Consider the following 22012-nt stretch of genomic DNA (forward strand, 5'->3'; position numbering starts at 1 on the left):
TCATACCTAACTCACCCGAAATATCACAATTTAAATGGGAAATTAACTGTGAACATCCTCGAATTTTCCTTACTAGTTTGGGTTGGTTCATTTACTGCTGGTTTAATCGGTTCATTAACGGGTTTAGGTGGGGGTGTTGTCATTGTCCCTCTCTTAACTTCAGTCTTTGGTGTGGATATTCGCTATGCGGTAGGAGCATCTTTAGTATCAGTAATAGCCACTTCCTTAGGAGCTGCATCGACATATATCAAACAGGGCTATACTAATTTAAAATTGGGCATGTTTTTAGAAGTTGCTACCACCACAGGAGCAATTCTTGGCGCTTTAATAGCTACGAAAATTTCTGTGCGATCGCTAACTATTGTACTAGCAATTATCTTGCTCTATTCTGCCTATCTTTCCCAACAACCAAAACGGGAAATACCAGAAAATGAGTCTCAAGATATTTGTGCCAACTATTTACAGTTAAATAGTGTTTATCCCACAGTCGATGGCTTTATTCCCTATCAAGTTCATGCTGTTCCCGGTGGTTTCTTGGTTATGTTTATTGCAGGCATCACTTCCGGTTTACTGGGGATTGGTTCGGGTGCATTTAAGGTTTTGGCTATGGATAATGTTATGCGTATTCCATTTAAAGTTTCTACAACCACCAGTAATTTTATGATTGGGGTGACAGCAGCAGCATCCGCAGGAGTTTATTTAGCTAGAGGATATATTGATCCCGGTTTATCCATGCCTGTCATGTTAGGTGTATTACCTGGTGCTTTTTTGGGAGCAAAAATTCTCGTCGGTGCAAAAACTCAAGTTTTAAGAATTATCTTTAGCTTTGTCTTAGTTGCCATGGCATTGAAGATGGTTTATAACAGTTTTGTTGGGGTGTAATCCATGGGTAATTTCGATTTATTATGGCGCTCTTTATCTCCCGCATATTCTAAAAGCAGAGTTGATATTTTTCCCGTACAGGTAGAAGAAGTTGATAGTGAAGTTGAAGAATTAAAACAACGAGCCAAAAACACTGATTCTCTGATTGGAATTAACAGAGATTTTATTAAAACGGAAAATGAGGAGCAACTCGAAAATTTACTGAGCAATTTACTCAAGTATGGAGTTTTGCTAGCTAGTGCGGTAGTCTTATTTGGTGGGATAATATATTTAGTTCATCAATGGCACCAACCAGCTAAGTATAGCTTTTTTAGAGGAGAACCAGAACAATTTTCTTCTCCTATGGGCGTCGTTAAAGCAGTTTTTGTCGATGGCGATTCTCTCAAGGAGGCATTACATGAACGTGCGATTATTCAATTCGGTTTATTGCTTCTGGTTGCAACGCCTATTTTGCGTGTGATAATTTCTTTATTCGCATTTATCCGAATGCAAAATTTTATTTATGTTGTGATTACCTTATTAGTGTTAACTTGTTTAGGTTACAGCCTTTTAGGAGCATATATTTAATTAATGTATGAAGTGAAATGATTAATTTGCTATTGACCTAAATTATCCGGCTCATCTTTGAGTCATTACATAATTAGTCAAAAAATTGAAATTGCCTAATTATGTTTGTTGTATCTGGGATTAGATTCTGTATGAAATTTCTAACAATATCGAAATGGGGAACTACTAGAGATACTTGAGAAAATGCAACATCCAGACTAATAGCACCAATCAATAAAGCTAGTAAACGACCAAAGCACCCAGGATTGATTTCCACAAATAATAACTTTGATTGTCCAATGACAGCAATTGTCAGGAAAATTATACCTGAGAGAAGAAAAAAGTTATTCATGACCCAACCTTGAGGATTTACGGGAATTCCCATTAATTCAATCATAGCTAAATTATGAAGATAGAACACAAGGAACTAGACAAATTAGAAAATCTCAATCTAACAAATGAGGTAGAAAATCAATTAGAAACAGGAATAGGAATCACCAGTAAAATTGGGTTCTCAACCAGAACACATCTACTATTAATTTTGTTAGGAATTTGCTTACCTTTACAAATATCTGAGTTGATTGCGGTCAAAATTTGGCAAAATCAAGTTGGTTTTCCATGGGATGTACCAATTTTATTTGCCATACATCAAACCAGTCAACCACAGCTAGATATTTTAGCAATTATCTTAGCTAAGATAGGTTCACCTAAAACTATTATCCCCACATTAATATTAATAGCTTGTGCATTAGTCTCACAACGGAAATGGCGATTTGGAATATATTTAATGATTACAGGAATTGGCAGCACAATTATTAACCTGACACTCAAAGAATTGATACATCGTCCTCGTCCCCATCTTTGGGATTCAACATATCACACGGTCAATTTTTCATTTCCTAGTGGTCATGCAATGGCAAGTATGACGTTTATTACACTTTTAATTGTGTTAGCCTGGAAAACCCCTTGGCGTTTACTTAGTTTAGTTTTTGGCATTTTTTTTGTACCCACAATTGCTTGGACAAGATTATATTTAGGAGTTCATTACCCTAGTGATATATTGGCAGGGTGGCTGATTGCATTAGCTTGGTCTGTAACCGTCTACCTACTGATAAAACCGCATAGAAATATTGATTTAGATGCAGGATAAGTTAAATATCAATCCATAAATAAATTTATAAATCAAGATACAACGGTATATGAAATATTTGTGTTTATTATGTCATTAGACTCTAATTAATATTATTCTATCAAAATTATTGTCAGTTAATATACTTGCTTACATCAAATTTTAACTCTCCTCCATTCATAATTTTAGGTAATACTCCATCCCATTTTTCGATTGCTTGTTTACGTATAATATCAGATGTTAAAGTCTCTTTAATCAACCTCTGGGCTTCTGCCTCTCCCTTTGCCAAATTAACCTTAGCTTCCGCTTCCTTTACAGCTTTAAGAGCAATAAATTCTGCTCGTTTTGCCTCCTGCTTAGCTATTTCTTTGGCTTCAACAGCATCAGTAAAAACTTCTGAAAAATGTATCTTCACCAAGGAGATATCATCTACCGTTACATGATAATTCTTTAATCTGATAATTAATAAATCATCGACCTTGCTCTTGACTTCACCTCGTTTTGTAATAATCTCTTCCGCAGTATATTTTGCCATTACAGCTTTCAATATTTCCTCCACTGCGGGATTAATAATTTTATCGACAACTTGCATCTCATCGCCTATTTCTTGAAAAATTAAGTTTGCCTCCTCTGGGATAATATGCCAATTTAAAGCCACATCCGTATACACCTCTTGTAAATCTTTTGAGGAAGCTTCTGCCGAAATTTCCTGCTTTTGTACACGGATAGTCAATTTGTGAACTGTATTCACTAAAGGAATGACTAAATGTAATCCTTCTGGTAGGATTTTTTCCTGCACCTCACCAAATTTCATTAATACACCCCTTTCACCAGGATTCACTAGTACAAAAGGGAAAAATATGATGCATATTAATGTAAGAGTTAAAATCAGCTTTATCAAAAAATGGCGTTTTTTTCTATCTATCATGATGTACATGATCTATTTCAATTTTCCCCTTTACTAGGTTTGGCAAAGACTTGGAAAACTGTGATTATTGTACTGCATTTATCTTTCAAAAAAAAGAAACTAAGAAAAGTATTCCTCAGTTTCTTCTGGAAGCAATTTCTTAGGGTAATATGGCAGATATTCTAGCGTTTGCTGCTAAGAATCTGGTCAAAAATGGCGCGATCGTCAAAGAATTTCTTCTGAATTGCATCCCATCCGCCAAAATTACTAACTGTGTATAACTGGGAAACTTTGGGAAATTGTTTTTGTACTTCCTTAGCTACATTTGTATTCACAGGTCTAAAACCGACACTAGCAAATTCTCGTTGTGCTTGGGGAGTATATAAAAACTTGACAAAAGCTTCTGATACTTTGCGAGTACCCCGTTTATCAACTACCTTATCCACAACAGCAACAGGAGCATCAATGGAAATATTAGTCTGGGGAAGGATATAGGAAGGTGATGTTTTTCCCTGTTTGGCAGCTAAAATCACCTCATTTTCGTAATTTAGCAGCACGTCACCCTGATTTTTCTTGTAAAAAGCGTCACTCGCCTCCCGTGCATCTTTAGGAAGGAGGGGAACATTCTTAAAAACCTGACTTACAAAGCTTCTGGCTTGATTTTCTTTTGTTCCTGGTTTACCCACTGAACCCCATAAAGCTAGAAAGTTCCACCTTGCACCACCAGATGTTTTCGGGTTTGCGGTAATGACTTTTACTCCTGGTTTAGTTAAATCTGACCAGGTTTTAATTCCCTTGGGATTCCCCTCACGGGTTTCAAAAGCAACTACAGAACGAGTGACGATCGCGTTATTCGGAGCTTCTTTTTCCCAGCCAGGATTTATTAACCCAGCTTTTTGAATTTTACTAACATCAAAACCTAGGGCTAATTGAACAACATCCGCTTGTAATCCGTCAATTACTGCCCGTGCTTGGGTTCCAGAGCCAGCATAGCTGGTTTGAATGACCACATCTTGACCAGTTTGCTTTTTCCACTGAGCTTTAAATTGAGGAATTATTTTGTCATAAGCAGCTCTGGTGACAGCGTAGGAAACTAGGGTAATTTCAACCCTCCCACCTTTTTGCGCTACTAAGTGATGTTGTCTAACTACTGATGTGCTGCTATTACTATTACCCGCAGCAAACACAGGAATCGCCAAGGTTAAACCAAAACCTGCAACTCCCAACATGGTGATAAACCTCCGGTTCGCTGACGCGATCGCTGGATTTGAACCTTGCTGCAATGCTTGGAAAAACTCTGACTGAATGCGCTGTGGGTGATTTTTCATAGTGTTCTCTTCTTCAAATAACAAAGTACGGCACACCGATAGGTAAGTCGGTATATGCGGTAATGAATAAGATGTCATACTCAGCGCTAGGGTTCAAGCATTCCTTTACACAAATATACGAAATTCCGATAAATTTTTGGGTGTATATATGACTAATAACCAATAAGTACTAAATTATACCTACTCAAAGACAAAACTACGCATAGACAGCAGGAGAAGAATTATCTGTAGCCGTAATTTAGAGAAATTGTATTAGTCACAATGCAACTTCATCAGCAATGTATTCACTTATGTCTTCTATTGCTATCAGTTTCGCGACGTTGAGAAATATATCAAAAAATAACTAGAGCTTAATCTGTAAGTCATTTTTTACTTTCACCCGATGGAGCAAAAATTCAGTAACAAAGGCAAGAATTTTGCTGCCAAGATAGCTGGATTACATTTCATTTATTTGTTGCAGTGAATCATCCCTAGCTGATATCGCTATATCCGTAAAAATTATTCCTCCAAGATTTTTGACTATCCATGTCAGGGAATCATAACATTTCATTCAAAAGGCAGAAACAAAGTCTTTATTAGTGAGATAGGGCGTCATTTAGTAACTTAAGCCTCAGGAAAAAAGCATACATAGCAAGCATTTCAGCATTTAAACTATTGATGAGGCTATCTGAGAAGTTATGAATTTATGACTTGTGAAGAGGCTATCTTTTCATCCAGAAAATGCAATCGATTATTCAGAAATTATGCTCAGAAAATAATCTCCAGTATCTGAGTATGGAATATAAATACATGATTCCAAAGAGAAGATTGTAATTCCTATTTGTCTAGTCGGGAAGTGGGAAATAATCCCCAGTAATAGGATGGGATTAATGGTTTTATGATGACTCAGATCAGGGAAGGTATTGATTTTCTAAATCTGTGCTTATAAGGTGTAAATATCAGCTATTCCACCAGACTTATTTCATATCAATACCTTGAATCAAAGGGGATTTTCTATGATGCTTACAGAACCCATGTTGGTACAGATGGAAATTTGCCAAGAAGTTTGTATCGAATGTCAGAAAACCTGCATTGATACTTTGAGCTATTGCAAATCCCAAAACAACATCGAGATGACTCTCATCTGTATGATGCGTGATTGTGCTGAGATGTGCATGATGTGTGTAAATACGATTGCCGATGGTTCAGAATTTGCTGGACGCACCTGCGAACTCTGCGCGGAAATGTGCGATCGCGCTGCATTAGCTTGCGAATTACACACAGACGAAAAGATAAGAATGATTGCGACAATTTGCCGTCAATGTGCTAGAAAATGCCGAATTATCGGACAGCAGTCAGCAGCTTACTTTCGCAGACCAAACTTCCTCACGGTTGCTGAAGTTATATTTTAAATTACGACTATCCCATTAACTAATAGCAATTCTCCTTACCCTTGGACGGGTTAGGCGATCGCCAGTCATGGAGATTTGATTTATCTCAGGATTAACCCAGAGGTACTCCTGTCAAACTGAAAGCACGGACTTCAGTAATTTTTACTTTGACTAACTTACCCTTGAGTTCTTGAATATCTCCGGTAAAGAAAGTCAAACGGTTGCCCCCAGTACGTCCCATCACCTGGGTGGTATCCTTAGAGTTTTGTTCCTCCACCAATACTTCTTCCACTCTACCCATGTATCTTTGAGAACGTTCAGCAGCTTTGATATTGACGAGGTGGTTGAGTCTTTGCAGGCGATCGCTCTTCACCTCCTCACTCAATTGTTCCTCCCAAACTGCTGCCGGTGTACCGGGACGGGGAGAATAGGCAGCTGTATTCAACTGGTCAAAACCAATATCATCGACTAACTTCAAGGTATTCTCAAATTGTGCCTCTGTCTCCCCAGGAAAGCCAACAATCGCATCTGCACTAATCGACGCATCTGGCATATAACTGCGAATTGTGTCAATAATTCTGCGGTATTTTTCCTGGGTATAACCCCGTGACATCCGTTTTAAAACCTCATTGTCACCGGACTGGAAGGGGATATGGAAATGCTCACAAACCTTAGGTAACTCCGCACAGGCTTTAATCAACCTCTCCGTAAAATAACGGGGGTGAGAGGTAGCAAAACGTATTCTTTCTATTCCTGGCACATCATGGACATAGTAAAGCAAATCTGTCAGGGTATGCTGGTGTCTGCCTTCCGGTGTCACCCCTGGCAAATCCCGTCCATAGGCATCAATATTTTGACCTAGCAAGGTGACTTCCCTATAACCCTGTCTGGCAATTTCCACCATTTCTGCCCGAATTGCTTCTGGAGTCCGAGATTGCTCCACACCACGCACCCCCGGAACCACGCAGTAAGTACAGCGCTCGTTACACCCATAGATAATATTCACCCAAGCAGTCACCTTGCTATCCCGTCGTGGCTTGGTGATATCTTCCATGATATGAATCGCTTCCGTGGCTACCACCTGATTGCCATCAAAAACCTGTTGTAGTAAATCTTTCAAACGATTAGCGTGCTGTGGTCCCATAACTAAATCCAATTCGGGAACCCGTCGCAGTAAAGATTCTCCCTCCTGCTGGGCAACGCATCCCGCCACCACCAGGGTTAAATCTGGCTGTTCATGTTTACGCTTGGCTTGTCTACCTAGATAGGAATATACCTTTTGCTCTGCGTTATCTCGGATAGTACAAGTATTGTAAAGGATGAGATTAGCGGCATTTGGGTCTTCTGACCACTCAAAGCCCATGTCTTCTAAGATGCCAGCCATCCGCTCTGAGTCGGCTTTGTTCATCTGGCAACCGAAGGTGGTGATATGATAACGGCGTTTGTCAGTGGTCATCGGTAATTACAGAAAATCGGTACATCTTTTACATGATCAATTCTAATGAACTATCTGTCCCTATGGACTTGTGTTTGGGGATGAATCTTTTCTAGAAAACTGGCATCAACGATAAAAACATAGCATCTGTGCGGTGTCAAGGCGATCGCAATACAGCTGCTGACAGCGATGAAAATCATGCTTTTGGGCAATTGCGTCGAGAATTGACTGAGTTTCGGGAAAATCACTGGAAAGCATATGGTTTTCAACTATAGAGTATTCTTCCGGTGTGAGTAAATCCCAGCTATTTTGTACTGTTTGTAAATAGCGTCTGAGATAGGTTTCCCTGTCTTCCTCTGGTTTGCGAAAAATATCAATGAGAATCACCACACCCTTGGGGTTCAGGAGACGATAGAGATTACCTATGACATAGTCTTTCTGTTCTTGATTGAGATGATGTAGAGCAAAGGAAATGAGAATGACATCAAACTTCTGTTGGGGATTTTGCGCAAGTTGTGGTACCAGGAGGGAAAAATCCCCTTCCGTGAAGGTTTGGGAACATGGAATCCTTGCCATATTTGAGGTGGCAATCTCTAGAGCTGAGTTTGACAGGTCTATACCTTGGTAAGATGCTACATTTATATTTGCTAAGGCTTGGGCTGTAAAGAAAGCATCGCCACAACCGAGTTCCAGAATTGTCAAGGGTTTGGGGGAGTAGCTCAGAAAGAATTCCTGGAGAACCTGATAAATCTCCCGATGTCCCATGTAATTATTGTTCAATATTTTCTGATAAGTTTTCCACTGCTGGTTGAAAAACTCGTAACCAGAGGAGGGTATTTTGCTGGAATCTTCTGCGATCGCCATATCTCAGTACCATTTTATTTGACCATACAACTCTAATCTATTTGGACTTAGGCAGCAGTCCCGTTTTGTTGTACAACTAGCAGGGATCATCGCCAATGCTAGATAAAGGAATGAAAAGTTATTCTAATGATTGTGATAATTGATAACTGTTGAAATCTCGGCGATATCCTCCAACTGACGATTGCACTACACCCTGATCATCTCCAGGAATTACCATATATATTGACTATCGGCTTACAAAACAAAAAAATAATAGACTTTTATCTATAAGAAGCATCTTAACTTTTTCTCAATGATTACGATTTAAAGGGTATTAATTTGTCCATAAAAAATGTACACTACTATTCATTAGTTTAATCAGAGTGTTCAGTAAAACTTAATTTCTTGCTTGTCAAAAATAGTGAGTAGTTTTGGAGTATGTTTTTTTTACTCTGTATTCTCTTTTCTATTGTTGAGAACAGTAATTAACAAACTGCATAACATAGTGAACAGGCAAGGTGATTTATTATCTTGCAAGCTTTGCTATACGCTGATGAGGAATTAATTTGCATATCCAAAGGAGTATTGATGGAGTAAACATTGTATACAGGGTTATTGGGCAGGCTATTCTGTGAAGTTCAAGGCAATTTACCAATAATTTTACAAACATATATCACAGAAAGACTTTTCTATTTCCGCTTTCGTTTTCTAGCTGAGTAGTTTCAGTTTTTTTGCTTGAAATATAGACCTTATCCGATGCCATATTTTTTGGCATAGTTTTAAGCTACCTATATTTTTGCTGGTTCATCTTACCTTTTCTTGTTGAGCGCACATTACATAGACATGCAAATCACGAATAAAATTCATTTTCGCAATCTCCGGAGCTATCTATTTGGCAGTACTCTAACGCTGCTCTCTGAACTCAACGAGTGAATAACCATAAGCCCTGTCTACAGATTCTCGTGCAGCACCTGTGCTGTAAGGATGAAGCGCTTCATTCTCACTCTCTATTAACTCTTTAAAGTTCATCTCGTTCATTTATTGTAACACTCCTCTTAAGAGGATACACAAGGAGGCATTCGTGGATTTTTTGTCCCTGTTCGTGAAAGACTTCCTGCTTCAATTGCAGTCCCCAACACTCGCCTTTCTAATTGGTGGAATGATTATTGCTGCCCTCGGTAGCGAATTGGTCATTCCCGAATCGATTTGTACGATCATCGTCTTCATGCTGCTCATGAAAATTGGTCTGACCGGTGGAATTGCGATCCGTAATTCCAACCTAACAGAGATGGTGTTACCGATGATCTTTGCTGTCATAACAGGGATTGTGATTGTATTCATCGCCCGTTATACATTAGCCAAGCTGCCGAAGGTCAAAACCGTGGATGCGATCGCCACCGGGGGTTTGTTTGGAGCCGTGAGTGGTTCTACCATGGCTGCCGGACTAACGGTACTGGAACAAGCAAAAATGCCATACGAAGAATGGGCTGGCGCACTCTATCCCTTCATGGATATCCCAGCGCTCGTAACTGCAATTGTGATCGCCAACATTTATCTCAACAAGAAGAAGCGTAAAGAAGCAGCCTACTCCACTGAGCAGCCCGTTGCGGCTGGTGATTATCCCGATCAAAAAGATTATCCCAGCACCCGACAGGAGTATCTCAGCCAACAGCAAGATGCTGGGGATAACAAGGTCAAAATATGGCCGATCATCGAGGAAAGCCTCCGGGGTCCTGCCCTCTCAGCAATGTTGTTAGGTCTGGCTCTTGGCATATTCACCCAGCCGGAAAGTGTCTATAAAAGCTTCTACGATCCCCTCTTCCGTGGCTTGCTTTCAATCTTGATGCTGGTTATGGGGATAGAGGCTTGGTCACGGGTTGGCGAACTGCGTAAGGTAGCCCAGTGGTACGTTGTATATAGTGTGGTGGCACCGTTTATCCATGGACTAATCGCCTTCGGTCTAGGCATGGTTGCCCACTACACCATGAACTTCAGCATGGGCGGTGTTGTGATCCTAGCTGTCATCGCCTCCTCTAGTTCAGACATCTCAGGTCCTCCTACGTTGCGAGCTGGTATCCCGTCAGCTAATCCATCTGCCTATATAGGCGCATCCACAGCCGTCGGTACGCCAGTTGCGATCGGCTTGTGTATACCGTTCTTCCTTGGACTTGCCCAAGCGCTCGGCGGCAAGTAATTCCAGACAGGTTGAGGTCTGTCAGCGCTCCCTTGACCAGGCAGACCAAGTAGATCAAGTAGATCAATGTACATAATTTAAGGAGGTAACCAACATGGGCAAGCGTGCGAACAAGCTCGTCATCGTCACGGAAAAGGTTCTGCTGAAAAAGGTCGCCAAAATCATTGATGACTGCGGGGCGACTGGTTATACGGTGGTGGATACTGGCGGTAAAGGCAGTCGTAACGTCCGCTCTACCGGTAAACCCAGCAGTGCCGATACCGATTCCAATGTAAAATTCGAGGTACTTACCGAAAATCGGGAGATGGCTGAGGATATTGCCGATAAGGTCGCAATCAAGTTTTTCACCGACTATGCAGGCATTATCTATATCTGTGAAGCAGAGGTACTGTACGGGAGAACTTTCTGCGGACCAGAGGGCTGTTGAATCGAGACGACGCACCACGAAAGGAACAAGCGAGCCTGCTAGTTTATCTGGGTCAGACGGCTATTGCATCAAGACAAGGTAGACCCTAAAAGCCGAGGTCATGACCTCGGCTTTTGAGTAACCATGTTTCCCGCAGTACCTTGCCCCTGGCGCAGAAGTCATTCGCTCACAGTTTTATGACTCCCTCAAACCCTTAACCTTCATCCCTTTAAACTCATGATTTTGTCCAACATTCTGCCTCCTGCTTTCAGTAGGGAAATAGCTCCGATACCGTTCCTGGCAACTGTTGTTGCTGAGGATGCACCCATTATTCTGTCTGGTGTATTGCTGACGCTGGTGGTGATTTATCTGGCTAGCAAGTTCGGCGCAGAGGTCGCTAGGCGATTGGATTTTCCGCCCGTCCTGGGGGAACTAGTCGCCGGTGTGATTGTCGGCGTTTCGGCATTGCACCTGGTGATCTTTCCTGAAGGGGGACTGTCTGCCTCTGACTCGGTGATTATGACGGCGCTGCAAGGCTTGAACCAATTGACACCGGATGCACTGACACGGATATTTGAGTCGCAAAGTGAAGTGATTTCGGTGCTGGCTGAAATCGGCGTGATTATTCTGCTGTTTGAAATTGGACTGGAATCCGATCTGCGGCAACTCAAGGAAGTGGGAATTCAAGCCACGGTTGTTGCCTGTGTTGGGGTGGCAGCACCTTTTGCGGCGGGTACGGCAGGATTGATGTTGCTGTTTCATGTGGCGGCGATTCCGGCAATTTTTGCGGGGGCAGCGTTAACGGCAACGAGTATTGGTATTACCTCTAAAGTTTTATCGGAGTTAGGTCAACTCAAGTCGAAAGAAGGGCAAATCATTGTCGGTGCGGCGGTGATTGATGATGTCCTCGGCATTATTGTCTTGGCGGTGGTGGCAAGTTTAGCCAAAACAGGTGAAGTTGATATTGCTAATGTCATTTACTTGATTGTCAGCGCTACGGCATTTTTGATTGGCTCGATTTTGTTGGGGGGTGTATTTAACAAAACTTTTGTGGCGATCGTAGATCAGCTCAAAACCCGTGGAAATATAGTGATTCCGGCTTTCATCTTCGCCTTCTTCATGGCATTTTTAGGTAACGCCATTCACCTCGAAGCGATTTTAGGTGCTTTTGCAGCAGGCTTGGTGCTTGATGAAACCGATGCCCGGAACGAATTAGATGAATTGATCAAACCGATCGCTGATTTACTTGTACCGATTTTCTTTGTCACCGTCGGCGCACGGGCTGATTTGGGCGTATTAAACCCAGCCATTCCTGAAAATCGGGCAGGACTGTTGATTGCTGTCTTTTTGATGGGGGTGGCGATCGCGGGCAAACTAGTAACTGGCTGGGCAGTGTTTGGAATACCCGGAGTCAATCGCCTCGCGATCGGGGTGGGGATGATTCCCCGTGGAGAAGTAGGTTTAGTCTTTGCAGGTATTGGTGCTGCTAGCGGAATCTTAGATAAACCTTTGCAAGTAGCTATTATCATCATGGTAATTTTAACTACCTTTGTGGCTCCTCCCTTACTGCGAGTTGTCTTTAAAGAACCTACCCAAGGTGAAGCCGATAAATATTTGGAAACCTCTAAATAAATATCTGTGACTATTTCAGATATCTGACTTCCACCCTAAAACTGCAAAGCTTTGAGAAGTCGGGTATCTGAACCTAGGGAATTATCACAATTTAATCAAACCTTAGGAACGTGATTCTAACTTGGCAACTCTTCCTTCCAATCCTTTAACTTGCTGCTTCAGTTCAATAATTAAAGTCGATAATCTGTCAATGATTTTATCTTTCTCTGATTGGGAAAGATTTCGTTTAGGAGAGGAATTATTTTGACGATTCTGAGAAAGTTGGGGAGAGTTGCGAACTTGACCTAGTTGGGATTGAATTTGATTAACTTGGGATTCTAAGCGGTTAATCTCAGATTCTAAATTACTCAAACGAGAGTCTAACTGTTGGGAGTAAGCTGGATGGATGAATGTAGTCACCCAAGTGGTTACTAAGACAGTTAGCAAAAGAATGGCAAACTTGAGATTTTTGTACATAAAAATAAATAAGATGTATTGGTAAGTAGAAAAGTGCAATTAAATATAAAACCTTTTTAATGGACTGACACCGCTAAAGTAGTGCATTAGGTTTTGAATTTAACGTGAGTTCGATGAGCTTGGATACTTAGATAAATCGATAAAAACCTGTCCCAACGGGGATTATAAATCCCGGTATCATATCCAAAGTCCATTAAAAATGGACTCGAGATGCAAATTGAATCCTTTGCTATCAGTCCTCTTGTAGAGGACTTCAGCTATTAGACGGCGATTTTTAATCGCTGGCTAGAACCGTCGAACTCACATTAATTTATAGGGCGTTAAAGCGCAACTACGAACCTTTTTTATTGCATCATTCGTGTCAATCCACTACCTTTGATTAAACCTGGCTACTTATGCGCCTCTCTGTATTAATTATCTGCTTGGAGATGGGCAAATAAGCTTTGCCAATTGACTAAACCAACCTGCTTATCACTCGACTTAACTTCAAAGGTGACGTTACAAAGTTGTGCTTGATTAAGAGCTTGTAGACAAATTTCCGCGACATCATCCCGACTGATTTTACCGCGAATATTATCACCTTGTTCCACAATTATTTCTTTGTTGCCTGCCTCTTCTGTTAAAGCGCAGGGGCGGATAATTGTGTAGGGGATACCACTATTTCTAATACTATCTTCTCCCTTGAGTTTCCAGGTTAAAATCCCTCCCAATTGGTCATTTAATCTGACTGCTGGTGGCTCTTCATCTAGATTAATTCCTGGTCTTCCGGGACGGGTGACACCTGCGGAACTGACAAGGACAAATTGTGGGGTTTTGGCTGCTCCGTAGGCTTTCATTGACTCAATTTCTAGAGTAAACAGACCCGGTGTAAAATTGGGATTTAAGGCTCCATCATATTCAAATTTACTGAGCATAAATTGGAAGGAACGAATTTTTGTCCTATCAATGGGGGGGCAATCTTTGACTGATTTTGCACGGAAGACGGGAACTAAATCAGCAAAGGGAATTTCTACATCTATCCAAGTATTAGCAATTGTATCAAAGGAGTAACTGTAGCCAACCCCATCCCAAACAGTTTCTGTCCGCAGAAATAGTTTATAACGTTGACCATCCCCTCGTAATCTGATTTTTATCCCTGTATAATCGGATAGATTAAAAGCGGGGTCAAAGTTTTTGGTTCTGATGGAGGCAAAACCACCGGAATTTGCCGTGGAGACATTACCAGAAAATAATGCACTTCCGGAGATTAATTGCATATTACTACTACTCACACCACCCATGACCACATCATCTAATGCACCCCAAATGTATTTTAAATCTGCTGTGGGTTGGGTAAAATCAAAGATGAATTTTTCTCCGGGAAGGGAGAGATGTTTTTGAGTCGCTTCTACCAAGTTTTTGACTCCTTGATATTCCACTCTTTCCGGGGTATCACCGACAATTTCCGGTTGATAAAATTGCACTCCTTGGTAATATTTGGCTCTTTCTGGGGTATCACCTTGTACTGGTTGCACACGTACTGCGGTACAACAAATGACAGCTTGAATATTGCCGACAACTAGGGGAGAAAGGGTTTCTGGTTGGGTAATATCACCCAGTACTAAATCTACCTCATCACCCAGAATTGCCCTAGCTTTGTCGATATCTCTAACTAGACATCTAACGGGATAACCTTGAGATATCAGCTTTTTCACAACTCTTTTCCCGACACCACCTGTTGCTCCTGCTACGAGAATGACACCCACTTTCTTTGCTCCACTGGGTTGATTTTGATTACTGGGGGATTTCCCACTGAGATTATTGATCAGATTTTGTATCCAGTTGATGGGAGGGGCAACTTCAAAATAGGAAAGGGTTTGGATAAATCTGCTTAAATCCCAGGATTCACGTTTTTTCTCTGTCATAATATATTGCTCAAATAGAGATTAAGTTTACGAGTTAGGGATAAAATATGGGGCAGGTATTTTTTATTACCAATCCTCAGAATCTAAAATTGCAAGAACTGTTTTGGGTAGTAATTTATCTTTAAACCAGATAATTTTTGCGGGAACATTATCTAATTTAACGCCAGATTTTTCTAAGTTCAATCTTTCGGAGATGGCAAGAATTAAATCATCTCTTTCTGCACGACGCACTTGGGAGAATTTTTTTTGTAAATATTCTGGTCGCCAGTATCCAACAATTTCTAAAAGATAACTTCTACCATCGGGATGAACTAGACGAAAATCGGGTATCATAACACTACCAGGAATGGGTATTAAGTCTACTTCTCTTTCTAGTATCCATGGTGTTTTTAATTTCTCCCACCTATCAGCAAAGGATGATTCTAACATACTATCGTAGGGTTTGCCGGGGGAGTAGTGGGTGACTAATGCACAGTCAGAATTGAGGGTAAAACGTCCAGTTTTCCAGGTATTTGTATAGAAATCACGGACTTGTAAGGTTGCGGCTAAACTCCATTTGGTGACGTGGAGCAGAGCAGGTATTAACTTGGCGATCGCCAACCCATAACGGGTACTCGGTTGAAATAAACTGGTGGGACCATCTATGGTAATTGTAAATCCATGGTCGGCATCTCCTTCGATATATGCCATTAGTTGAAATAGCTTTAAGTAACGAAATAATAGTTTATATTGTCCGGGAACATTGCGATGGGCATTAATAATTAGTTTGCTGGCTTTATAAAATACCCCTTGCACTTGTGATAGGTTATATCTATGGATTAATGCTTCTGTTGTCGGAGCATCAAAATTAATTAAAATGCGGTTTTCAAATAAATCTGCATAGAGTCCCTGTCTTACCTGTTCCGGTAAAACTTCCTTGGTTAATTCCTCACTTAAAATACTGGCAACTTTTTCTAATGTCACCTGGGTTAATTCCTGACTGGGTACAGATTTTGCTGCCAGGGCAAATACTCTTTCTCTAAGGGTTTGGGGTTCTATGGGGCTAACAATTTCGATGGTACAAAAGCTACTTTTGAGAATATAAGCTAATCCCCTTTTTATGCGGTAATCTGTGGCATCTCCTTCTAATTCTAATAATTGGTTATCGATAAATGCTTGGGTTTTGCCGACGGCTGATTGAAAACAGGTAATTAATTCCTGGGCTAACTCTAAATTCTTACCATCAATTGTCAGCTTTTTCGGAATAATCTCTTCACCATTTTGACGATGCATTAATAAGTCAGTGGGCAGCATGAAAAAATCCCCTAAATCTTTTAATAATGACCATTTACTAGTTATCAGTTAATAATTGGTGTCTTTTATTCACTATTCACTATTTACTATTCACTGATTCAACCAACTTTGGAGGTTTAAATTCCCGTCACAAAACGTAATTGCGTTAGCGTTAGCTCTCCCGTAGGGAGCATTGCGAATTGCGAATTGCGTAGCTTGCTTCTCGCGATAGCGAGCATTGCGAATTGTTTTAATGACTGGGTTTATCTTCCTCTGGAGATGGAGTCGGGTTAACAGTATAGTTCAACTCCATTTGTTCCGCAGCACGGGGTGTGGCTTTGGTTTTCTGAGTTTGATTTCCACCATAGATTACCTGGAAATTGCCCTTTGCTTCTGGCTGTTTTGGGGAATATTCGGGAGTATCTAAACCTCGTCTCCTGGCTGATGTTCCTTCCTCACTCGTTCCCTCTGTCACCACTTCATATAAAATTGCTTGTTTATTTTTATCCTGCCCTTTTCGTAATACCCTACCCAATCTTTGAATATATTCTCGCACCGAACCTGTACCAGATAGAATAATCGCAATACTTGCCGCCGGCACATCTACACCCTCATTTAAAACATGGGAAGCAACTAAACTTCGATACTCCCCCTCACGAAATTTAGTTAGGGTTTCATGGCGCTCTTTGACTGGGGTTTGATGGGTAATGGCGGGAATTAAAAACTCTTGGGAAATGCGATATACAGTATGATTATCTGCCGTAAAAATTAAGGTACGTTCGGGGTAATGTTTGGCTAATAAATTGGCTAATAATCTAATTTTTCCATCGGTACCGATAGCAATTTCCTTGGCTTCACGGTGAGCTAACATTGCTCTTCTTCCCGACTGCGATCGCGCACTCATCTGCACAAATTTCTGCCATCCATCCAAACTACCTAGGGAAATCCCCACAGTTTTCAGGAAATCATTGCGTATCTGCATTAATTCCTGATATTTTACCCGCTCTTCCTGGGATAGTTTCACCTTGATTTGTACTATTTGATGCTGCGCTAATGCTTGCCCTGCCAAATCTTCTGCTCGTTTTCGGTATACTTCTCTACCAATTAGTAGATTTAAATCTCCGTGTTTACCGTCGCTGCGTTCGGGAGTCGCTGACAAACCCAGACGATAGGGGGCGATCGCGTACTCGGCAATTACCCGATAAAAATCCGTTGGTAAATGATGACATTCATCAAAAATCAATAACCCATATTTATTTCCTAGGGTTTCTGCATGAATTGCCGCACTATCATAGGTTGCCACCAATATCGGTGTTTTATCCCGCGCACCACCCCCCAATAAACCCACCTCTGCATCGGGAAAAGCTGACAGCAGATGAGCATACCATTGGTGCATTAAGTCCAAGGTCGGTACAATAATTAATGTTGTGCGTGGTGTGGCGGCGATCGCCATTTGGGCAAGATAAGTCTTTCCTGCGGCTGTTGGTAAAACTACTACCCCCTGCCTACCGGCTGATTTCCACGCAGCTAAGGCTTCACTCTGATGGGGATAGGGTTCCATCTCTAAAGCTGTAGTTAACTCCAGGGGAAAGAATTCCTTGGCTTTATCCAGAAATTCCGTATTTTCTCCTTGCAGTGCCTCCACTAGTAAACGATACTGAATGGCGGGAATGCGAAACTTTTCTACCCTGTCATCCCAGGTGGCAAACTCCATCCAAGCTTTGCCCCGTGGTGGTGGGTGCAGAATCAATGTACCGCGATCAAAGGTGAGTGTTGGGGTGCGAGCCATTTGTTCCTATTCTGTGCTTTAGATAGGGTTTGCTGTCAGTGAATTAAGTTAATTATTAACCCTCCACAGAATTATTATCAGATAAATTTTACATTCCCTTGATTCCGTAAAAGTTTTATTTCTTCTTGCATATTCTGACGTGCAAATCCCTCTAATTGATGACGCATATCGGCAGTAAAATAAATCTGTGGTCGAGCTAAAAAGTTTTCTAATATTTTTATTCTACCCTGGATATATGCATTTTCTTTGACCCAAATATATTCTTTCCTAATAGCTAGGGCATAGTCTTGATAAATATCTGAACGAGTCCCCAGAATTGCTAAATCAGCATCTATCAGAATCTGGGCATCAATATCATTACTATCTGGATGATGGAATTTGGTTGTCAAAATTAAGTTACAAACCCTATTAATTATATTATAGTTAATATGCATTTTCTCTAATAATTCACTAGCAAATTCTGCACTGTACAATTCATTATTCTGAGATTGACTATCATAAATTACATCATGCAACCATGCCGATAAAGATAAGGATAAACCCTCCTGGACTAAGTGCTGTAATTTAGTTGTATTTATTAATACGTGATGAATATGCTCTAGATTATGATAATAGCGACCGGAGCTAGAATAGGCAGAAACAATTTTCTGAAAACTATCTTCAATGCTTTGATTGTCAATATCCAATGGTTGCAGTAACTTTTGCCAATAATTAAATAATCTCAATTGCGTATTGTCCACAAAAATTCCAATCATCTTTTTCATTAGCTTTGTGCGTACAAATACTCTATTTGTAGTTATTTTACATTATTTTTATACCGTATTTCTATCAGTGACATGATAATATCTAGAACCCTAAATTTGAATTGAGGAATCAATACTCGATATCAAAAACAGGGTTCACATGAAACTACAAGAAGTTTTAGAAAAAAAGAATCAATTGGGTTACGATGCGATCGCCAAGGATGTTGATTTAAGTAAGCAGATTCAATCCCAGTTAGTCAATTTAAATCTTCTACAACCTCCAGTAGATGGGAAGTTTGGTCCGACATCCATCGCTGCACTTAAGGAATTTCAGGAACTGGTAAAAGCTTCGGAACAAGAATTTTTAGGACCAATTACAGCCAAGCAACTCTTGGAAATGAAACAGGAAATGTTGCCAAAACCCTCTGTAAATTTGGGTAACGACCTAGGGAGTCGTATTATTAAATACATGATGGCAAAGAACTATCGAGTATTTACTGAGCCTAAAGAATACAATATTGTTTATGTCGAGGGGATGAATGAAAACGGTACTCTCAATAATGATGCACCGAATGCATTCAACGATCGCCGGATAGTAATTGAATTTAACAATGGTGTGCCGAGAATCGTCAATCAATGGCAAGCCACCACAGAACCCGGCAGTCACTATACATACACTCCCATGAATCCTGCCGGCGCTGCTAGAATCAAGTTTGGACAGTATAAATCTTGGTCTGTCGGGATGCATGGCAATAGCGATCGCCACGAAGCATTGATTCAAGTCACACCCATTACCGTTCACCGTGATTTCAACAAGGATTTCAAACGTATTGGTGATAAAACAGACACAGGCTTGTTTGCAGTTAACCAACACTGGGGCTACGATGCGCCCCAAAACGATATTAAAAATGCCAGCGCAGGTTGCTTGGTAGGAAGGATGCGTCAAGGACATCGGGAATTTATGGCACTGATTAAACAAGACCGCCGCTATACCCGCAATCCTGGTTACGTTTTTTACACAACCATTATCCCTGGAGACGATTTAGTTAAGATGTTCCCTGGATAAATCAATTTGCCATTAAGGGGAAGCAAGCAGGAAACAAACGCTTTTATCTTTATTATCCCTTTCCTCTTCCCCCGCTTCATGTAACAATCATTCATGAAGAAATATAAAAATGAAGCTCAGGAGAACAGGGGATTATGGATGTGAGTTTGATTGTCTCTAACATCTTAAATCCACCTGTTTTGGCGTTTTTTCTGGGAATGTTGGCAGTTTTTCTGAAGTCAGATTTAGAAATTCCTCCCCCTCTACCAAAATTATTTTCCCTATACCTGTTATTTGCCATTGGTTTTAAGGGTGGGGTGGAATTGGTGAAAAGTGGTATCACCCAAGAAGTGATTTTGACTTTAGGGGCTGCCATTATCATGGCTTGTATAGTGCCACTGTACAGCTTTTTTATTCTGCGAACCAAACTCGATGCTTATAATTCTGCCGCGATCGCCGCTACCTATGGTTCAATTAGTGCTGTAACTTTTATTACTGCTGGTTCCTTCCTCAGTCAGTTAGGTATTAACTTCGACGGCTATATGGTAGCAGCCCTTGCCTTGATGGAATCACCAGCAATTATTGTCGGCTTAATTCTCGTCAATCTCTTCGCTACAAACTCAGATAATCGCGAGTTCTCATGGTCAGAAGTAATACGGGAAGCCTGCCTAAATAGCTCAGTATTTTTACTAGTAGGTAGTGTGATCATGGGAGTTCTCACAGGTGAACATGGTTGGCAAGTTCTGAAACCCTTCACCCAAGATAACTTCTATGGGGTGTTAACTTTCTTTCTCTTAGATATGGGACTTGTCGCGGCTAAAAGAATTAAAGATTTACAAAAAACAGGTATTTTTCTCATCGCCTTTGCCATACTAATGCCCATCCTCAATGCTGGAATTGGTTTAGGTATTGCGAAATTAATTGGTATGTCCCAAGGAGATGGTTTACTTTTCTGCGTACTCTGTGCAAGTGCTTCTTACATTGCGGTACCAGCAGCGATGCGGTTAACAGTTCCCGAAGCAAACCCCAGTTTATATGTATCCACCGCCCTAGCAGTCACTTTCCCCTTTAATATTATCGTGGGTATTCCCTTGTATTTATACGGTATCCATTTATTCTGGGTGTGATTTTATGAATATAGTCAAACGTCTGGAAATTATTGCTAACTACGTGGAACTAGAGAAAATCTTACAGGCTTTAGAAAAGGCAGAAGTTCCCGGTTATACAGTCATTCGTGATGTCGCAGGTAAAAGTAGTCGAGGGGATGGTTCACACAATATGGCAATGACAATGTTAGATAATGTCTATATCATTGCCTTCTTTTCACCAGATAAGGTTACTGCTGTCACGAACAATATTCAACCCATCTTAAATAAATTTGGTGGTAGCTGCTTTATCTCCGATGCCATGGAATTAAATACGACAAAATGTAGTAGTTAACTCTGTCAATTGAGAGAAGTCAAAACCAGGAATCTGAAAAATATTACCAATGACATAGAACAAGTACTATTTCACCTATTTACAATTAATTGAGAATCTTTGACAAAAAAAGAGATAATTATAATTATGTGTTGGCTGTGAGGAAAATTGCTTCAGGCATGATTTCACAGGAGGTCAAAATGGGTCGTCTACTTTACGAAAATTCCTTATCTTACCAAGGCTATCTCATCATTCCCTTTGTCTACGGAAAAGCCAATGGTCATGAAATTTACTCCTATAAACTGTTATCAGCTATGGGGTATGCCAGTAAATTTCACAAGGCAGAGAATCCCGCAGAAATCTATGGTAGTAGTATTGATAACATCGTGAAAATTGCCCAGGAACACATTAATCAGTGGGGAGAGTCCACAGGCAAAGAAGATTATTTTCAGTTGCGTTATATCTATCGTCACAACTTAATTGTTGTCTACCAGGAAGCTGGTAAATATTTTTACGACCACTACCCGCCAGATTCACTGAATAATGTCGCCGCACCCAAGATATTTACATCGGAGTTTGATTGTATCAGTTGGATTAAGCAGGGATTGGATGGGTTACATGTCAGACGTACTTGGGTAATGGGGAATGGGTAGGGAGTAATGAGTAAGGAGTAATGAGTAATCGGAAAATTCCCTTTTCCCCTGCTCCCTGC

Annotated in this window: 21 protein-coding genes; 11 read left to right on the plus strand and 10 right to left on the minus strand. The window is 40.7% G+C overall.

Going from position 1 to position 22012, the window contains the following annotated elements:
• The first annotated feature begins 48 nt into the window (after positions 1–48).
• Both IJ00_RS04235 and IJ00_RS04240 read left to right on the plus strand, forming a co-directional pair.
• Positions 49–882, plus strand: coding sequence for a sulfite exporter TauE/SafE family protein (locus IJ00_RS04235; protein ID WP_035150422.1), 834 nt, complete (start codon positions 49–51; stop codon positions 880–882).
• Positions 883–885: 3 nt separating this feature from the next.
• Positions 886–1449, plus strand: a complete 564-nt coding sequence (locus IJ00_RS04240) for a DUF1634 domain-containing protein (RefSeq protein ID WP_035150423.1) — start codon at positions 886–888, stop codon at positions 1447–1449.
• Between the two features lie 73 nt (positions 1450–1522).
• Here the strand turns inward: IJ00_RS04240 and IJ00_RS04245 are convergent, their stop codons facing one another.
• Positions 1523–1825 carry a hypothetical protein gene (locus IJ00_RS04245; protein WP_144415981.1) on the minus strand — a complete coding sequence of 101 codons (303 nt, stop codon included), beginning with the start codon at positions 1823–1825 and terminating at the stop codon, positions 1523–1525.
• A gap of 9 nt (positions 1826–1834) precedes the next feature.
• On the opposite strand from IJ00_RS04245, the gene IJ00_RS04250 reads away from it, so the two are divergent.
• Positions 1835–2578: a phosphatase PAP2 family protein gene (locus IJ00_RS04250; RefSeq protein WP_052754381.1), complete on the plus strand. Its 744-nt coding sequence runs from the start codon at positions 1835–1837 to the stop codon at positions 2576–2578.
• Between the two features lie 112 nt (positions 2579–2690).
• On the opposite strand, the gene IJ00_RS04255 is transcribed toward IJ00_RS04250, so the two are convergent.
• Together IJ00_RS04255 and IJ00_RS04260 are read right to left on the minus strand one after the other, a co-directional pair.
• A complete protein-coding gene (locus IJ00_RS04255; protein ID WP_035158394.1) occupies positions 2691–3485 on the minus strand; it encodes a prohibitin family protein in 795 nt (264 codons plus the stop codon).
• Between the two features lie 161 nt (positions 3486–3646).
• Entirely contained in the window at positions 3647–4693 is a 1047-nt protein-coding gene (locus IJ00_RS04260) for a sulfate ABC transporter substrate-binding protein (protein ID WP_046814955.1), read from the minus strand.
• Positions 4694–5787: 1094 nt separating this feature from the next.
• On the opposite strand from IJ00_RS04260, the gene IJ00_RS04265 reads away from it, so the two are divergent.
• On the plus strand, positions 5788–6183 hold the full coding sequence (locus IJ00_RS04265; protein ID WP_035150425.1) for a four-helix bundle copper-binding protein: 396 nt from the start codon (positions 5788–5790) through the stop codon (positions 6181–6183).
• 91 nt (positions 6184–6274) lie between these two features.
• On the opposite strand, the gene miaB is transcribed toward IJ00_RS04265, so the two are convergent.
• Together miaB and IJ00_RS04275 are read right to left on the minus strand one after the other, a co-directional pair.
• The gene (gene miaB, locus IJ00_RS04270) at positions 6275–7618 is read right to left on the minus strand and encodes a tRNA (N6-isopentenyl adenosine(37)-C2)-methylthiotransferase MiaB (protein WP_082127253.1); all 1344 of its coding nucleotides are present in this window, start codon (positions 7616–7618) and stop codon (positions 6275–6277) included.
• Positions 7619–7723: 105 nt separating this feature from the next.
• Positions 7724–8461: a class I SAM-dependent methyltransferase gene (locus IJ00_RS04275; RefSeq protein ID WP_046814716.1), complete on the minus strand. Its 738-nt coding sequence runs from the start codon at positions 8459–8461 to the stop codon at positions 7724–7726.
• A 1060-nt stretch (positions 8462–9521) separates the two neighbouring features.
• On the opposite strand from IJ00_RS04275, the gene IJ00_RS04280 reads away from it, so the two are divergent.
• From IJ00_RS04280 to IJ00_RS04290, 3 genes are all read left to right on the plus strand, one after another.
• Positions 9522–10634 carry a sodium-dependent bicarbonate transport family permease gene (locus tag IJ00_RS04280; RefSeq protein ID WP_035150427.1) on the plus strand — a complete coding sequence of 371 codons (1113 nt, stop codon included), beginning with the start codon at positions 9522–9524 and terminating at the stop codon, positions 10632–10634.
• Positions 10635–10728: 94 nt separating this feature from the next.
• Entirely contained in the window at positions 10729–11061 is a 333-nt protein-coding gene (locus IJ00_RS04285; protein ID WP_035150429.1) for a P-II family nitrogen regulator, read from the plus strand.
• Positions 11062–11277: 216 nt separating this feature from the next.
• Positions 11278–12672, plus strand: coding sequence for a cation:proton antiporter (locus IJ00_RS04290; protein WP_035150431.1), 1395 nt, complete (start codon positions 11278–11280; stop codon positions 12670–12672).
• Positions 12673–12774: 102 nt separating this feature from the next.
• Here IJ00_RS04290 and IJ00_RS04295 read toward each other — a convergent pair whose 3' ends face one another.
• The 5 genes from IJ00_RS04295 to IJ00_RS04315 form a co-directional block, all read right to left on the minus strand.
• On the minus strand, positions 12775–13128 hold the full coding sequence (locus IJ00_RS04295) for a hypothetical protein (protein ID WP_035150433.1): 354 nt from the start codon (positions 13126–13128) through the stop codon (positions 12775–12777).
• 410 nt (positions 13129–13538) lie between these two features.
• Positions 13539–15032 (minus strand): CIA30 family protein, encoded by a 1494-nt coding sequence (locus IJ00_RS04300; protein WP_035150436.1) that lies wholly within the window; start codon positions 15030–15032, stop codon positions 13539–13541.
• A gap of 66 nt (positions 15033–15098) precedes the next feature.
• On the minus strand, positions 15099–16325 hold the full coding sequence (locus IJ00_RS04305; protein ID WP_035150438.1) for a DUF790 family protein: 1227 nt from the start codon (positions 16323–16325) through the stop codon (positions 15099–15101).
• A gap of 229 nt (positions 16326–16554) precedes the next feature.
• The gene (locus IJ00_RS04310) at positions 16555–18093 is read right to left on the minus strand and encodes a DEAD/DEAH box helicase (protein ID WP_035150441.1); all 1539 of its coding nucleotides are present in this window, start codon (positions 18091–18093) and stop codon (positions 16555–16557) included.
• A 77-nt stretch (positions 18094–18170) separates the two neighbouring features.
• Positions 18171–18833: a hypothetical protein gene (locus IJ00_RS04315; RefSeq protein ID WP_035158403.1), complete on the minus strand. Its 663-nt coding sequence runs from the start codon at positions 18831–18833 to the stop codon at positions 18171–18173.
• A gap of 163 nt (positions 18834–18996) precedes the next feature.
• Between IJ00_RS04315 and IJ00_RS04320 the strand changes: the two genes are divergently transcribed.
• The 4 genes from IJ00_RS04320 (at position 18997) to IJ00_RS04335 (ending at position 21953) form a co-directional block, all read left to right on the plus strand.
• Positions 18997–19902: a peptidoglycan-binding protein gene (locus IJ00_RS04320; protein WP_035150442.1), complete on the plus strand. Its 906-nt coding sequence runs from the start codon at positions 18997–18999 to the stop codon at positions 19900–19902.
• Between the two features lie 134 nt (positions 19903–20036).
• Positions 20037–21008, plus strand: coding sequence for a sodium-dependent bicarbonate transport family permease (locus IJ00_RS04325; protein WP_035150444.1), 972 nt, complete (start codon positions 20037–20039; stop codon positions 21006–21008).
• A 4-nt stretch (positions 21009–21012) separates the two neighbouring features.
• Positions 21013–21321, plus strand: a complete 309-nt coding sequence (locus IJ00_RS04330) for a P-II family nitrogen regulator (protein WP_035150446.1) — start codon at positions 21013–21015, stop codon at positions 21319–21321.
• Positions 21322–21500: 179 nt separating this feature from the next.
• Entirely contained in the window at positions 21501–21953 is a 453-nt protein-coding gene (locus IJ00_RS04335) for a hypothetical protein (protein WP_035158405.1), read from the plus strand.
• The last annotated feature ends 59 nt before the right edge of the window (positions 21954–22012 follow it).

Origin of the sequence: Calothrix sp. 336/3, assembly GCF_000734895.2 — a bacterium.
In the GTDB taxonomy this organism is placed as follows: Bacteria; Cyanobacteriota; Cyanobacteriia; order Cyanobacteriales; family Nostocaceae; genus 336-3.